This is a genomic window from Shewanella halotolerans, from assembly GCF_019457535.1.
In the GTDB taxonomy this organism is placed as follows: domain Bacteria; phylum Pseudomonadota; class Gammaproteobacteria; order Enterobacterales; family Shewanellaceae; genus Shewanella; species Shewanella halotolerans.
Window position 1 is genome coordinate 2,229,277 of record NZ_CP080417.1, and the last position, 14,247, is coordinate 2,243,523.

General features: G+C 50.9%; 14 protein-coding genes and 2 tRNA genes. 7 read left to right on the plus strand and 9 right to left on the minus strand.

Annotated elements, in window-relative coordinates; translation table 11 throughout:
- Positions 1-642, plus strand: coding sequence for a bifunctional 4-hydroxy-2-oxoglutarate aldolase/2-dehydro-3-deoxy-phosphogluconate aldolase (locus K0H81_RS09480; protein ID WP_144204237.1), 642 nt, complete (start codon positions 1-3; stop codon positions 640-642).
- Between the two features lie 103 nt (positions 643-745).
- On the opposite strand, the gene eco is transcribed toward K0H81_RS09480, so the two are convergent.
- The gene (gene eco, locus K0H81_RS09485; RefSeq protein WP_220060701.1) at positions 746-1,303 is read right to left on the minus strand and encodes a serine protease inhibitor ecotin; all 558 of its coding nucleotides are present in this window, start codon (positions 1,301-1,303) and stop codon (positions 746-748) included.
- 424 nt (positions 1,304-1,727) lie between these two features.
- On the opposite strand from eco, the gene K0H81_RS09490 reads away from it, so the two are divergent.
- Entirely contained in the window at positions 1,728-2,810 is a 1,083-nt protein-coding gene (locus K0H81_RS09490; protein WP_220060702.1) for a cation diffusion facilitator family transporter, read from the plus strand.
- A gap of 42 nt (positions 2,811-2,852) precedes the next feature.
- Complete coding sequence (locus K0H81_RS09495) at positions 2,853-3,266, plus strand: MarR family winged helix-turn-helix transcriptional regulator (RefSeq protein ID WP_144204234.1); 414 nt, start codon at positions 2,853-2,855, stop codon at positions 3,264-3,266.
- Between the two features lie 160 nt (positions 3,267-3,426).
- On the opposite strand, the gene K0H81_RS09500 is transcribed toward K0H81_RS09495, so the two are convergent.
- The gene (locus K0H81_RS09500) at positions 3,427-3,642 is read right to left on the minus strand and encodes a hypothetical protein (protein ID WP_144204233.1); all 216 of its coding nucleotides are present in this window, start codon (positions 3,640-3,642) and stop codon (positions 3,427-3,429) included.
- 159 nt (positions 3,643-3,801) lie between these two features.
- On the opposite strand from K0H81_RS09500, the gene K0H81_RS09505 reads away from it, so the two are divergent.
- Together K0H81_RS09505 and K0H81_RS09510 are read left to right on the plus strand one after the other, a co-directional pair.
- Positions 3,802-5,430: a phosphoethanolamine transferase gene (locus K0H81_RS09505; RefSeq protein ID WP_220060703.1), complete on the plus strand. Its 1,629-nt coding sequence runs from the start codon at positions 3,802-3,804 to the stop codon at positions 5,428-5,430.
- A 149-nt stretch (positions 5,431-5,579) separates the two neighbouring features.
- On the plus strand, positions 5,580-6,608 hold the full coding sequence (locus tag K0H81_RS09510) for a GGDEF domain-containing protein (protein ID WP_220060704.1): 1,029 nt from the start codon (positions 5,580-5,582) through the stop codon (positions 6,606-6,608).
- Positions 6,609-6,710: 102 nt separating this feature from the next.
- Here K0H81_RS09510 and K0H81_RS09515 read toward each other — a convergent pair whose 3' ends face one another.
- Positions 6,711-9,413 (minus strand): bifunctional acetate--CoA ligase family protein/GNAT family N-acetyltransferase, encoded by a 2,703-nt coding sequence (locus K0H81_RS09515; protein ID WP_220060705.1) that lies wholly within the window; start codon positions 9,411-9,413, stop codon positions 6,711-6,713.
- 293 nt (positions 9,414-9,706) lie between these two features.
- Between K0H81_RS09515 and K0H81_RS09520 the strand changes: the two genes are divergently transcribed.
- Positions 9,707-10,150 (plus strand): DUF3718 domain-containing protein, encoded by a 444-nt coding sequence (locus tag K0H81_RS09520; protein WP_144204229.1) that lies wholly within the window; start codon positions 9,707-9,709, stop codon positions 10,148-10,150.
- 107 nt (positions 10,151-10,257) lie between these two features.
- Here the strand turns inward: K0H81_RS09520 and K0H81_RS09525 are convergent.
- From K0H81_RS09525 to K0H81_RS09535, 3 genes are all read right to left on the minus strand, one after another.
- Positions 10,258-10,334: transfer RNA gene (locus tag K0H81_RS09525), tRNA-Val, on the minus strand.
- Between the two features lie 20 nt (positions 10,335-10,354).
- Positions 10,355-10,431: transfer RNA gene (locus tag K0H81_RS09530), tRNA-Val, on the minus strand.
- A 241-nt stretch (positions 10,432-10,672) separates the two neighbouring features.
- On the minus strand, positions 10,673-12,058 hold the full coding sequence (locus tag K0H81_RS09535) for an MATE family efflux transporter (protein WP_220060706.1): 1,386 nt from the start codon (positions 12,056-12,058) through the stop codon (positions 10,673-10,675).
- Between the two features lie 28 nt (positions 12,059-12,086).
- Between K0H81_RS09535 and K0H81_RS09540 the strand changes: the two genes are divergently transcribed.
- A complete protein-coding gene (locus tag K0H81_RS09540) occupies positions 12,087-12,698 on the plus strand; it encodes a riboflavin synthase subunit alpha (RefSeq protein ID WP_220060707.1) in 612 nt (203 codons plus the stop codon).
- A gap of 132 nt (positions 12,699-12,830) precedes the next feature.
- Here K0H81_RS09540 and K0H81_RS09545 read toward each other — a convergent pair whose 3' ends face one another.
- The 3 genes from K0H81_RS09545 to K0H81_RS09555 all read right to left on the minus strand — a co-directional run bounded on the left by K0H81_RS09545 (position 12,831) and on the right by K0H81_RS09555 (position 14,201).
- Positions 12,831-13,031 carry a CPXCG motif-containing cysteine-rich protein gene (locus K0H81_RS09545; protein ID WP_011865833.1) on the minus strand — a complete coding sequence of 67 codons (201 nt, stop codon included), beginning with the start codon at positions 13,029-13,031 and terminating at the stop codon, positions 12,831-12,833.
- Positions 13,028-13,774: an SDR family oxidoreductase gene (locus tag K0H81_RS09550; protein WP_220060708.1), complete on the minus strand. Its 747-nt coding sequence runs from the start codon at positions 13,772-13,774 to the stop codon at positions 13,028-13,030. Before K0H81_RS09550 ends, K0H81_RS09545 begins: the two co-directional genes overlap by 4 nt.
- A 148-nt stretch (positions 13,775-13,922) precedes the next feature.
- Entirely contained in the window at positions 13,923-14,201 is a 279-nt protein-coding gene (locus K0H81_RS09555) for a hypothetical protein (RefSeq protein WP_220060709.1), read from the minus strand.
- Positions 14,202-14,247 lie beyond the last annotated feature (46 nt).

Sequence of the window (14,247 nt, forward strand, 5' to 3'; positions counted from 1 at the left end):
ATGGCTGAGAATAACTGGTCAATTCAACCCCAAGATATTTTTAAACGTAGCCCGATCGTTCCCGTCATGGTGATTAATAAGATTGAGGATGCGGTTCCACTTGCCAGAGCCCTGGTTGAGGGTGGTATCAGCGTATTGGAAGTGACGCTGCGTACCCCTTGTGCGCTAGAAGCGATCACCAAGATCGCCAAAGAAGTGCCCGAAGCCCTGGTTGGTGCGGGTACCGTGCTCAACGAAGCGCAGCTGCAGCAGGCTATCGATGCCGGCGCTCAGTTTGTGATCACCCCGGGCGCCACGCCCGAGCTGCTAAAAGCGGCGATGAAAGGTAGCGTACCGCTTATCCCTGGGGTTGCCAGCATCTCTGAGGTGATGGCGGGTATGGCCTTGGGTTACACCAACTTTAAGTTCTTTCCAGCGGAGGCATCTGGCGGCGTGAATGCGCTAAAGGCCTTCTCAGGTCCGCTAGCCGACATACGTTTCTGCCCAACTGGCGGCATTACTCCGAGCAGCTACAAAGATTATTTGGCGCTTAAGAATGTCGATTGTATCGGCGGCAGCTGGATTGCCCCAACCGATGCGATGGAGCAGGGCGACTGGGCGCGTATCACCCAGTTGTGCAAAGACGCTATCAACGGTCTGTAATAACTGCTTGTAAATACAGAAAGCAATATAAAAAACCTCTGCCTAGGCAGAGGTTTTTTTGTATCTGATTAATATGAGCTATAGGCTGTAAGGCTGAACAGAACTACTTGGCTTCGCTGTACTGGTAGTCGCTGCTGGCCTGCCAGATGCGGTATCTAAGCTGAGCACCTGTTGGCAAGTAAAACACCTTAGGTAAGCGACTGTCGTAGGCTAAGGTAAGCTTCTCAGGCAGGGTGAGAAACGCTGTCTTCTTTGCCTTATCGAAACAGGCCATCATGGTGCTAGGACCTTGATGTATGGCATCAACCTGATAGTAGTTATAGCCCCAGCCTTTTACCGTATGCTGAGTTATCTCCCCCGACAGCCCATGCTTGTTGCAATCTACCTCTTCGCTACGGCCGATGGCGATCTCCAGGCGATAGTCGCCCTCATTGGCAAGCTTTGGAAGGGTAAGAATATGTTGCACCAGGCCTTCAGTTGGCGCAGGAAACATCTTAGTAGCTTCCTCGGCTTGATAATCGCTTGCAGAGTAGCTTATTGCGACGGGCATGGTTAACTGCTGTGGCTTGGCGGGACTGGTCGCCTGGGCACAGAAGGTGCTAAGGGAGAGACCCAGGCCGATTAATAGGGCAGATGTATATTTGTTCAATGGTAATTTCATGAAAGCTCCTAGCGTTAAATTGAACGGTTATACCAGGTATAAACGCTAGCATAGAGGAAAAGGGTTAAAAGCAAAGAAATAAATTTAATTAATTGTTTTTAGGTAATTTTTAAGATGGTTTGTGACGAGAATGGCACTTTTCTATTCGAGCATCTCATATTTGTTTACTTTGAAAATCAAACTAGTTAATATGCTGACTGTTTGGTTTTCAAAGTATTTGGGCTGAGCGTCTCGGGTACTGATAAACACAAACTGCTAGCTTCGAATCAATATACGAGACTAAGTACGGGCCTATCTACGAACCTATATACGAACCAGTAGAAGTTAACCGTTAAAAGCTAAACAACCCAAGTTAACTAGCCAAAGTTAATTAACCAAAGTAAACAGCAAAAGCTAACCAATAAAAACGAATAGAGAAACATTCATGCCTAACGTAAAGGATCATCTAGCCCCCTGGCAGCACAGCCACCAGTTCGCTAATTTAAACAGTGATGGCGAGCGCAACACCCGTTATGTGTTACTGCTAACCCTATTTACCATGATTGCCGAGATTGTTGCTGGTACCGTATACGGTTCGATGGCCTTATTGGCCGACGGTTGGCATATGGGTACCCATGCCGCAGCGTTTCTCATTACCCTGTTTGCCTATCACTATGCGAAGAAACATGCCAACAGTCCTGATTTTGCCTTTGGTACAGGTAAGGTAAGCGTCTTAGGGGGCTTTACCAGTGCCGTCGCGCTCGGACTGATAGCGCTGCTTATGGTGGTTGAGTCGGTGAGCCGCCTGTTTAACCCAGAACAGATCCACTTTAACGAAGCCATCTTTGTGGCGGTGATCGGCCTGACGGTCAATGTAATTTCTGTCTTTTTGCTAAAAGACCACCATGGACACCACCACGGGCACCATCATGATCACAGTCATAACCACAGTCACGGGCATCATCACGATCACAGCCATGAGCACGATCACAGCCATGAGCACGATGATAGCCACGAGCATGACGCTCATCACCATGAGCATAAACATGAGAAAGCGCATGCACACGGTGACAAGGGTCATCATGATCACAACCTGCGCGCTGCGTATTTCCATGTGATGGCAGATGCTTTGACCTCTCTGCTCGCCATTGGCGCCTTACTGTTCGGTAAGTATCTGGGACTGACTTGGTTAGATCCCGTAATGGGCGTGGTTGGCGCTGTGATCATCACCAGCTGGGCGTGGGGCTTAATGAAGCAAACTGGGCCGATTCTGCTCGATGCCAGCATAGAGAAACAATACGTGAAGCAGATGGTTGAGTTGATTGAGGCCGAGCAAGATCATCAGGTGAGCGACATTCACGTCTGGCGCGTTAGCGCCGATCATTATGCCGCCATGGTCTCTATCGTTAGCCATGCGCCGAAGGAGCTGGATTATTTCAAGCAGAAGTTGGCCAAATTTGAACGTATTGACCATCTGACGGTCGAACTCATCACTTGCCGCCAAGTAGCATGCCAAGGGGCAGAATAAGCTTAAGTTTCGAACTCTTTAAAAAGGAATTGTGCGTTAACGATGAATAATGACCTATTGAGCCACACCATAGTCGAATTTTATGAAAAGCTCTCGTCTTGGGAGATGGCCGTAGTCAAGGATGCCGGCTACTCCTTACCTCAGATCCATGCCGTAGAGATTTTGGGCGGCAATGGTGACATGCGGATGAAAGAGTTGGCGGAGAAGATGGGGATCACCACAGGTACATTGACGGTGCAGATAGATAAGATGGAGCAGGCGGGTCTGGTGGCGCGTAAGGCCCACCAGCAAGACAGACGCTCGATTTTGGTTGGATTAACCCAGCAGGGTCAGGCTGTCTACAGGGAGCATGACCAATTGCACCATGGCTTGTCTGATCAACTTACCGCTAAGTTCTCCGACAGCGAACGTGAGCTCTTGTTGAGTTTTTTCCAGCGCATGAACAGCGAGTTTTAACCCGCTACTCATGTACTGGGTGAGTAGCGTTTGTAAAAACACTTTTTTTTCACTTCGGGTGTGTAAACTCCCGAGTGTTACTTCAAAGTGCTAAAGCCTTGCTCGTCAATAGTCTTATGCGATTAACAACTGGCAATTAACAACTGGCAACTAGTAGCTGTCAGTTAACAAATAGCCTTTCAGCTATCACCCTTAAGTCATAGCTGTTAACAAAGGTGATCTGTGCCTGTGTTGGTAGGCGGATGGCGATTACAATTGTGGCGCGGTGTGTTGATTGGTAATATTGCCGCAACATTTCTGCGCCGAGGCTATCTGAATTTTGACTAAAGGCAAATTTTTGATAGCTAATTGCTACTTCGCTAAGTGCTTTGAGCATGAATTGCTTCTGACTCAGGCCTAGTTTGGTTCTGATGCGGAAGATGATGCAGAAGATGAAAAAGAAGTCTTGGCGTTAATGGACTAACAGGCCGTTGTAACAGGCGGCTTGGTTATTTTTTTAACGTCATTTTTGGTTTATTTACAGAGAGAACACTCAGTGCTGTCACGCGTTAAAACCCTTTCGGCGAATCAGTTTACGCTGGTCACCGCCTTATTTTATGTTGGCATATTTAATATTCCGCTGTTTCAGATCGTTAAGCAGGGTATAGAAAAACAAGCCGAGGTTAATTACCTCTTCATCGCCACCATTCCGCTATTTCTTATCTTCGCGTTAAGCTTCATCTTCTCGCTTTTTTCGGTTAAGTATCTACTTAAACCGTTTTTTATCATCGTTACTCTGATCTCTTCCAGCGTGTTTTTCGCGGCGCTGCAATATGGCGTCGTGTTCGATTATGGCATGATTGAAAACACAGTGCAGACCAACAGCGCCGAGGCCTTAACCTATCTTAACTGGTCATCAATTTTAAACTTTACCCTGACCGGATTGTTGCCGGCGCTGCTGATCTTAAAGGCCGATATCGTCTACAAGCCTTTTGTCAAAGAGCTGCTGCATAAGCTTGCCTTTATGTTCGCCATGCTTGCCGGCATCGCGGTGATTGGCTTCTTCTATTATCAAAACTATGTCGCCTTTGGTCGTAACAACGATCAGATGAAGCGCTACATAGTCCCTACCTATGCCATCGGATCTATGATCAAGTATGTCAAGGTTAACTATTTCCAGGAACCGCTGGTCTATAAGGTGCAGGGCAAAGATGCCAAGAACCAGACCCTAGATCATAACGGCAAGCCTAATCTGGTGGTGGTTGTGGTCGGCGAGACCGCCAGGGCCCATAACTATGAGTATTATGGCTATGACAAGCCAACCAACGCCCATACCAAGGCCTATGACATGATAGCTTTTAAAGATACCGAGTCATGCGGCACGGCGACCGCGGTGTCACTGCCTTGTATGTTCTCGAGTATGGATAGAGAAGATTACGACGCGCGCCAGGCACGGGCCCAGGACACGGCCATGGACGTGCTGGATCACGCCGGTATCTCGCTTAACTGGCTGGATAATGACAGTGGCTGCAAGGGCGTGTGTGACCGCGTTACACACATCAACATAGATCTCAATAGCGACCCAGAGCTCTGCGATGGTCACTACTGCTACGATCAGGTGCTGCTGAATGAACTCGATAAGCGGCTTGCCGAAGGTGTCAGCCAAGATACCCTTATCGTGCTGCACATCATAGGGTCACACGGCCCGACTTACTATTTGCGCTACCCAGAAGCCCATCGCAAGTTTGTGCCCGATTGTCAGCGTAGCGACATCCAAAACTGCAGCGATGAAGAGCTGATGAATACCTATGACAACACCATCTTGTATTCCGACTATATTATCGCTCAGGTGATCTCACGCCTCGAGGCGCAGCAGAACAAAGCCGACACTGCCTTGCTCTATGTGTCCGACCACGGCGAGTCGCTGGGGGAGAGTGGCATGTACCTTCATGGTGCGCCTTACGCCATTGCGCCGGATGAGCAGATCAAGATCCCTATGTTAGCCTGGCTCTCAGCGGATTTTGCCTCCGACAATGGTTTAGACAAGCAGTGTCTGCGTGAATATGCCACCAAGGGCGGCTTCTCCCACGATAACCTCTTCTCCAGCTTGCTCGGGTTGATGAACGTATCGACCGAGGTGTATCGCAAGGAAATGGATCTGTTTGCGACGTGCCGGGTAAAATAGTGGTTTGTAACATAAAAACAACAAAAAGAGCTGGTAAGGCTTAAAATTTTCGTTATTGTAGAGATTGCGCCTTCATTCACTAAGGTACTCGGATGAAGGCGCCTAGTGTGCACTAGTGTTTCTCTAATAATAAAATGGCGAAAATCTCTATGAATTTGGCTAAACAACTTACCGAGACCGAACTTTCCGCTAAAATTCTCAGGCATGCCGTTCCGCGCATGTCTGAACTCAATATCCCAGTAACCCCAGATAATTATGCCGTTTGGTATGAGTATTTCCGTGGGGTCAATCTGGATCTTAAGCGCGCCATCGACACCCTGGTGGCCAGCCGCGCCCAGTTTACCACCGAGGTCAATGCCGACCTCTATAACAGCTTCATTCGCGAGCAGTCACCCGAAGTGATCGAGAATGTGCAGATAGAGACGCAGATCTTAATCAATAATTTTATGACCCGTTTATCCGAGGTCACTGCAGGTACGGCGCAATTTAACCTCAGCCTGACCACCTTTCAGCAGAACATCAGCCAGGACCCAGACCCTAAGACCCTCGAGCGCCTGGTCGATACCCTGGCCGAAGAGGTGTCTCAGGTGGTGATCAGCAATCGTCAGATGGAAGCGAATCTGAAGACGATGAATCAGGAGGTTGCTGCCCTAAAGGCAGAGATGGAAGATCTCAATATTGCCGTGATGACAGATCAGCTTACCTCGCTGCGTAATCGCCGCGCCTTCGATGAGGAGGTGCTGGGTCATATTCAACGATTTAGAAGAGAGCAGCGCCTTAGCAGCTTGCTGCTGGTCGATATCGACAACTTTAAGCAGTTTAATGACACCCACGGTCACCTGGTGGGAGACAAGGTACTTGCCTATATCGCATTGGCGTTAAAGCAAGGGGTGAAGGGGGATGACTTTGTCGCGCGTTACGGCGGCGAAGAGTTTGTGATCCTGCTGCCCGATACCGAGCACTCTGGTGCAATGGTGGTGGCCGAGCAGCTTAGGGCACGTATCGCCGAGCGCCATCTAAGCATAGGCAAAGATAAGAAGCTATCACTTGGGGCGATCACCGTCTCCATCGGGGTGGCGACACTGCGCCACGATGACGACAGAGAGTCTTATCTGGTGCGCGCCGATGAAGCCCTATATAGAGCCAAGTCGGCGGGCCGCAACTGTGTGAAGGGCTAACTCAGTAAAGCGCTAGCCTTGCTGTCAGCGGCAGTTTAAAGCAGATGTTAGCCGCTAAGCATGTTCGGTAAACAAGCTCAGCGCATAAGCTGGGCGTACCAGCTAGTCTTGTTTCGGCTTGAGGGGCATGTCCATCTTGATCAGGTGCTCCTCCATGTCGAAGGTCACACTAAAGCCCAATTTCTTCGCCAGGCTTGCCATGTTGCGGTTTTCAAACATGGTGAAGCCAGTAAGCACCTCAGTGTCATTGGCCTTGTAATAGGCGATCAATTTTTCCAGTAATAGTTTACCTATGCCTATCCCCTGATGATCGCTGCGCACCGCCATGGCAAACTCGGCCTCGGTATTGTCGGGGTCTATAGAAGCCCTCACGGCGCCTAAAGTAATATCATCGCCATCGGCACCCTTAGTGGTAGCGATAAAGGCCATCTCCCTGGCGTAGTCAATCTGTGTCAGTACCGCCATCTCTTCATGGGTCATCTTAGAGCGCACGCCAAAATAGCGTTTATATCTGTCTTCGTCAGAGAGGGAGTTATCAAAAGCCAGATGCTTAGGCTCATCTTCCGGCAAAATAGGCCTTAGCATGATCTCGAGGCCGTTTTTCAATACCGCATGTTCTTCAAGCTCCTTAGGGTAGGGGCAAATCGCCAGGCGGTTGGTATTGTCCTGGGCATTGGCATTGAGCTGAATATTCACATCTAACAGGGTGATCTGCTCACCGGCGCACAACACAGGGTTAAGATCTAAGCCCGCGATCTCGGGGCAATCTATGATGAGATGGGAGATCTGGGTGAGCATGACGCACAGGGCGTTCATGTCTAAGCCCAGCGGCAGATGCCTGTCTTTGAGCTTGTGAGTCTTCAGCGCCTGGATCACCATGTAGCGGGCCAGGGTCATATTCAGTGGCGGCAGGGCGACCGCCGCATCTGTGGTGGGCTGCCACTCGGAGCCGCCTTCACCAAGCAGAATCGCCGGGCCGAATACGGGATCGTGTGTCACCGCGACGCGGATCTCCTGGGTGCCGGCAGTGAGCGCCATCTTCTGCACTATCAGCCCCTGGATGTCGGCGTCCTGGTTGAGCGAATGTACCCGCCCGACCATGGCATCGGCGGCCTGTAACACCTCTTGATGGGAGGTGAGATTAAGCATGACGCCGTGGACATCGGATTTATGGTGAATATCCGGTGACTGCACCTTGAGGGCGACGGGATAGCCTATCTGCTCGGCGATTTCAGCGGCGCGCTCGGCACTGGCGGCAAAATGCGTCTCTATGGTGTTTAGCCCGTATGCCCTGAGGATGGCACTTGCCTCGTGGGTCTCGATCACCTGCTTGTTGTCGGCAATCGCCCGTTGCAGCAAAGAGCGCGCAAGTTGGGCATCGGTTGGAATATTATCCGGGATAGATTGCGGTACTTCCTGCAGCAATTTTTGGTTACGTCTGTATTCCACCATGTGCATGAAGGCGCCAACCGCACCTTCTGGCGTGCGATAAGTCGGCACCCCGGCGCGGTTAAAGTGTTTACGGGCCTGGTAGGCCGAGTCTTCGCCGCTCCAGTTGGTGAGCACATTAACCTTGTGACGCCTTGGATGTTTTGAGACGAGCTCTATAATGCTGTCGGCGATCTCTATGCTATCGCCGAGGGCAGAAGGTGAGTGCAGCACCAAGATGGCATCGGCTACATCGGCGTTCATCAGAATATCCAGGCTCTTCGTATAACGCTTGGCATCGGCGTCGCCTCCGATGTCTACTGGGTTTTGCCCGGACCAGGTATCGGGTAGCAAGGCGTTAAGTTTGTCGAAGGTATCATCATCTAAGGTGGCGGCTTTACCGCCGCCGAGAATTAGCTGATCCAGGCCTAATACGGCGGGGCCGCCGCCATTACTGAGTATGGCCAAACGCTCGCCTTGCAGGGGCGCCGAGTGGGCCAGGGTTTCTACCGCGGCGAAAAGCTCCACCAAATCGTTTACCCTCAGCATACCCGCGCGTCTGAAGGCGGCCTCGTAGACGGCGTCGTTACCTACTTCTCCGCCTGTGTGAAGCTTTGCGGCTGTGGTGCCCTCCAGGCTTCGACCCGATTTGATCACTAATATCGGCTTGTTCCGTGCTGCAGCGCGGGCGGCAGAGAGGAAATGGCGCTTCTCGTTGACAGAGTCAATGTAGAGCATGATCGCCGTAGTACGCGAGTCTCGCCCGAGAAAGTCCAGCAACTCGTCGAAATCGATATCTGTGGCATCGCCCAGGGAGATAAAGGAGGAGAAGCCAATTCCCTTGTTGTTGGCCCAGTCCAGGACCGTGGTGCAGATGGCGGCAGACTGGGAGACAAATGCGATTTTGCCGGGCAGGGCGCTGGTGTGTGCCAGGCTGGCATTGAGCCCCAAATTGGGCAACATCATCCCCAGGCTGTTGGGGCCGAGGATACGCATGCCGTAGCGTTTGGCGTGGGCGCGGGTCAGCGTCAGTAGATTCTGGCCCTCTTCATCGAGCTGATTGGCCATGCCGGAAGCATTGATAATCGCTACCTTGCAGCCAAATTGGGCGAGACGTTCGACGATTGCGGGGACGCGGCTGGCTGCGGTGCAGATGATGGCCAGATCTGGCTTAAGCGGCAGGGCTTCGATATTGGGGTAGGCTAGCACGCCCATCACGGCATCGTATTTTGGCGTGACCGGCATGATAGGCCCGGAAAACCCGCTGGAGAGCAGGTTGCGCATTACAACATTGCCGGCGCGCTTGGCGCCGTTAGAGGCTCCAATGATGGCCACCGACTTAGGTTTAAATAGGGTGTGTAATGTACGCTGGCTCATTCCCGGCTCCTGTTGTCACTCGCCAGCAAACAGTGTACCTCAGTTGTACTTTTTTTCTCTAGGATTTTAGTAGGATAAGCAGCGTTTACCACTCCCATCATCTGGGCTACACAGCTTGCAACACTTTGACATCAAGGGTTAACAACCTTGACGCGGTTTTTGGGCTTTACTTGAGGGGATCTGATGCGCCGAGGCGACTGGCAATGCAATGAGATGCAGACCTAAGTGCCTTTGCGGATCGGCAATAAAAAGGTATCGCGGTGCCTTTATCAATAAGGCTTAAGGAGTTGAAGATGAAAACAGGGGCGTTTGTATCTATCGGTGTAGCTGTTACGGCTTTAGGTTTAGGCTTGAGTTCTCAGCTGGCAGTGGCTGAAGAGGCAGCAGCCGCTGCTAATACCAGCACTAACACCAATGCCAATTATAGATTTGTGGCGCAGGACAGTAGTGCCGAGACCAAGATCTGTATCGCGGCAGGTAGCGATAACAGTTCGGCGTTAAAGCGTAAACTGGTTAACTATGACCATAACATGCGCTTCGGGGTAAATAGCATCTCCTGCAATGGCGTGAGTCTGGCACAGTTTGCCCACCAGTATCAGGCATCACAAAGCTTTCAGTTTCTCGAGCGTCACTCCTCGATCGCCAATCGAGTGAAAACCAAGGTGAGTATTACCGATCTTGCCAGCAATAGATCCGGCGGTGGTGAACCAATTGTGGTGATGGTGAGTGCAAAGTAGGTGAGTGGCTAGCGACGGTGTCGGGGCAATAGATGTGAGAGCGAGCAGGTAATAGCAGGAAGCAGGCATAAAAAAACCAGCTTGCGCTGGCTGATATTTTTACAAGATGGTACAACCGAGTGGATTCGAACCACCGACCCCCACCATGTCAAGGTGGTGCTCTAACCAACTGAGCTACGGTTGTACTGTTATCTCTTGTAAAATTGGTACAACCGAGTGGATTCGAACCACCGACCCCCACCATGTCAAGGTGGTGCTCTAACCAACTGAGCTACGGTTGTACTGCTTTACTGTTCACGACCTCTCGGCCAGCGAACGAGCGCTATATTACGAGGGATGTGATGTGAGTTGCAAGTAAAAAATCGTAATTTTTCAATCAAGCGGTGATTTGCTGCGCAACTTGATCTTTTTAACGCCAAAGCGTCGTTATATTCGGCAAAGCGTTTAAATAAAGATACAGGCAAGATGATGATTATTTAGCTAAACATGAGCTAAACATCACCTTGCCTGTGTTGATCTTGGCTACAGGTCGGCGTGATTAATCGGCTGGTCAACCAAGGCCAGTTGCTTTGGATGCTTTTGAATATACTGAAGCCTTAAGGCAAACAGCAGTGCGGCGCTGGTGAGGCCGGCGATCAGACCAATCCAAAAGCCGTGGGCGCCCATGGCGGGCACCAGAAAGTCGGTTTCTGCCAGCAGATAGCCGAGCACCATGCCGATGGCCCAATAGGAGACAAGGGTAATGTAGAAGGCGCTGCGGGTGTCGTGATAACCCCGCAGGGCACCTGCAGTAACCACCTGCACCGAGTCAGACAGCTGATACAGAGCGGCCAGAAACATCAGGCTGCTCGCCAGGGCGACCACCTCGGGGTTCTGGTTATAGAGCAGCGCGATCTGAGTGCGCAACACCACAGTAATGATGGCCGTGCAGGCGGCTAGGCTAAAGGCGATAACCAGACCGACCTTAGTCACTAGCTTAGCCACGTCCGCCTTATCTTGGCCGAGGTAGTATCCGACCCTAATCGACACGGCGATGCCGATTGAGAGGGGCAACATAAATACAATGGATGAAAAGTTAAGCGCGATCTGGTGGCCTGCCACTACATCGGCGCCCAAGGGAGCGAGCAGCAGCGCTATGATGGCAAACAGGCTTACCTCGAAAAACAAGGCCATGGCGATGGGCATTCCGTGTTTGGTCATTCTCTTCATGGTCTTAAGATCCGGCAGGTGGAAGGCACCTAGCGGCTTGATAACGGCGAAGCGCTTATGCCACTGCATGTATATGGTCATGGCGATAAACATGGCCCAGAACACCAGGGCCGTTGCGATACCACAGCCCGCACCGCCCAGCGCGGGCGCACCTAAGTGGCCATAGATGAAGATATAGTTGGCGGGGATGTTTACCGCCAGGCCAACAAACCCTATCACCATAGTCGGTAGTGTGTAGGAGATCCCCTCGCTACATCCTCGCAAGACCTGATAAAGCACGAAAGCGGGGACGCCCCAGGCAAATCCATGGAGATAACTGACACTCAGCTCGGCTAGTTCGGGAAACAAATCCATCAATTTGAAGATCTGTGGCGCAAAAAGCAGAAAGCTTATCACTACGGCGGCACCGATTATGGCAATATAGGCTGCCTGAAAAGCCATTGGCCTGATAGCGTTCTGATTATCGGCGCCATGATGGCTGGCAAATACAGGGGTAAAGGCAACCAGCAAACCCTGTACGAACAGTAGCGCCGGCAGCCACAGACTACCGCCGATGGCCACCGCGGCCATATCCAATGCGCTGACACGTCCGGCCATGACGGTATCGATAAAACCCATCATGGTTTGGGTGACCTGGGCGATCAGCACAGGTAACGCAAGATGGACGAGCTTTTTGGCTTGAAAGCCGAATTGATTCATGAAAACGCCTTAATGCAGAGAGTAAAAAATGTTTACAGGTATTGTTCAAGCCACATGTGAAGTGGTGGCTATCCATAAAAAAGATGGTCTTAATACAATCGAAATTGCGATGCCGTCACACCTGAAGGAAAACTTGCAGCGAGGTGCAAGTGTCGCCAATAACGGCGTCTGTCTGACCGTTACCGAGATGGCAGATGATAGGGTGTTTTTCGATGTAATGGAAGAGACATTGAGGCTTACCAATTTGGCCGGTCTGTCGGTGGGTAGCCAGGTTAATATCGAGCGTTCTTTGACCTATGGTAGCGAGATAGGTGGCCATGTGTTATCGGGTCATGTGCACACTCAGGCAACCGTGGTCGAGGTGAATCATACGCTTGCCCATTTTGATATTCGTCTCGAAGTCGACCCTAAATGGATGAACTACATTCTCTACAAAGGTTTCGTTGGCGTGAATGGTTGTAGCCTAACCGTAGGAGAGCTCAGCGAAACGGGCTTTATGCTGCATCTGATCCCTGAAACCCTGGCGATCACCAACTTAGACGAGGTCGCTGTCGGCACCATGCTTAATATCGAGATAGACAGTCAGACTCAGGCTATCGTGGACACGGTAGAGCGGGTATTGGCCAAGCGTTTGGGTTAAACGTCTTGGTTAACGGATAAGGCTTGGTGTTGAGGCGCAGATTAAGGCGTAGCCAGGTGCGGGTAACCTAATCTCGCTAAATTAACACAGCAGCACTGAGTCTTAGTTGGCCTACACTGAGTCTTAGTTAGCCTAATAGTACTGCTCATCGTCCGAGTCCACATAGACCTCAATTTTTTGCCGGGAATCGTCTATGTGGGTTCGAAAATGGATAGGGTTACAGCAGACTCGACAATCGTCGTAGTAGTCCTGATCGCCACAACTGATATCCAAGTTGATATGTTGATGGTGCCCACAGTGGGGACAACAGATCACTTTATCAAAAATTTTCATCCGTCGGCTCCTGTATATCCGGTTGCGCTACGACCGCCATCGATAGCGATGACCTGGCCATTAAGGTAGGGGCTCTCAAGGATAAAACATACGGTATCGGCGATATCCGAGGGGCTGCCGGCTCTCGCCAGAGGAATGGCCTGAGTGACGCTAGCGATAGCCTCTTGATCGCTCTGGGATGGCCAGAGTATCGCGCCTGGTGATATGCCGTTGACCCTGACTTTAGGCGCTAACTCTTGAGCCAAGGCCCGGGTCGCCATGTTTAATCCTGCCTTAGATATTGAGTATAGCCCATGGCGTTTTAAGGGGCGGTCGCCGTGAATATCCACCAGGTTGATAACGCAGCCGTGATTGCTAGCAAGATTATCACTAAGTGTTGTGGCTAACAGATAGGGCGCGAGCAGATTAAGGTTTAACAGCCGCTGGCTAGACTGCCAGTTTTCAATACTGCTGTCTGGTATAAACAGCGAGGCGTTATTGATAAGAGCCGCAAGCGGAAGTTGTTGGTCATTAATGTGTTGGACAAGGCTAAGTGGGCCTTGTTCGGTAGCAAGATCTGCCTGCACTGCCACGCAGGAGTTGGCGCGGCTGAGGTTAAGCTTGCCTGCGAGAGCCATTGCATCGCTCTCAGATCCGTTATAGTGCAGCAGTATATTGAAGCCTTTCTTATGCAAGGCTAATACGATCGCTTCACCAATACGTTTGGCGCCGCCGGTTACCAGTGCCCACTTGTTCATTGTCATTTAAGTAGCTCATTACCTTTTGAGCACAATCTTGGATGACTTTCCCCGGTATAGCAATAGCTTGGCAATACCATCGCAAGTGTTTGGGTAATAGCTTGCCTATAGTGCGGTTGCAGCCCCGGACTAATGACCAGTTTACCTTTAATCGTTATCGATTTTGGTTGGCGAGCAGCTCCTGATCGCCGCCTTGCTGCGGCAACTCGGCATGTAGCGCCTTGAGCTGCTTGTCGAGTTCAGTAGCTATCTCACTTTCCAGTTGGCTCACATCCAGGCCTAGGTTTGACGCTTGCAGTTCGATACCTTTGGCTTCGAAAGCCTGTACTTGAGTTTGCGGTGCAGCAGTTTCCAGCATAGAGGCGCCGCGTGTACCGTCATTAGGGTACAAAGGCTGATAGAAGAGTGCGGTCAATAATATAAGCTTCATCATGGTCGGGCTCCTTAGCGAATTAGCCATAACGATATGGCGGCTAGAG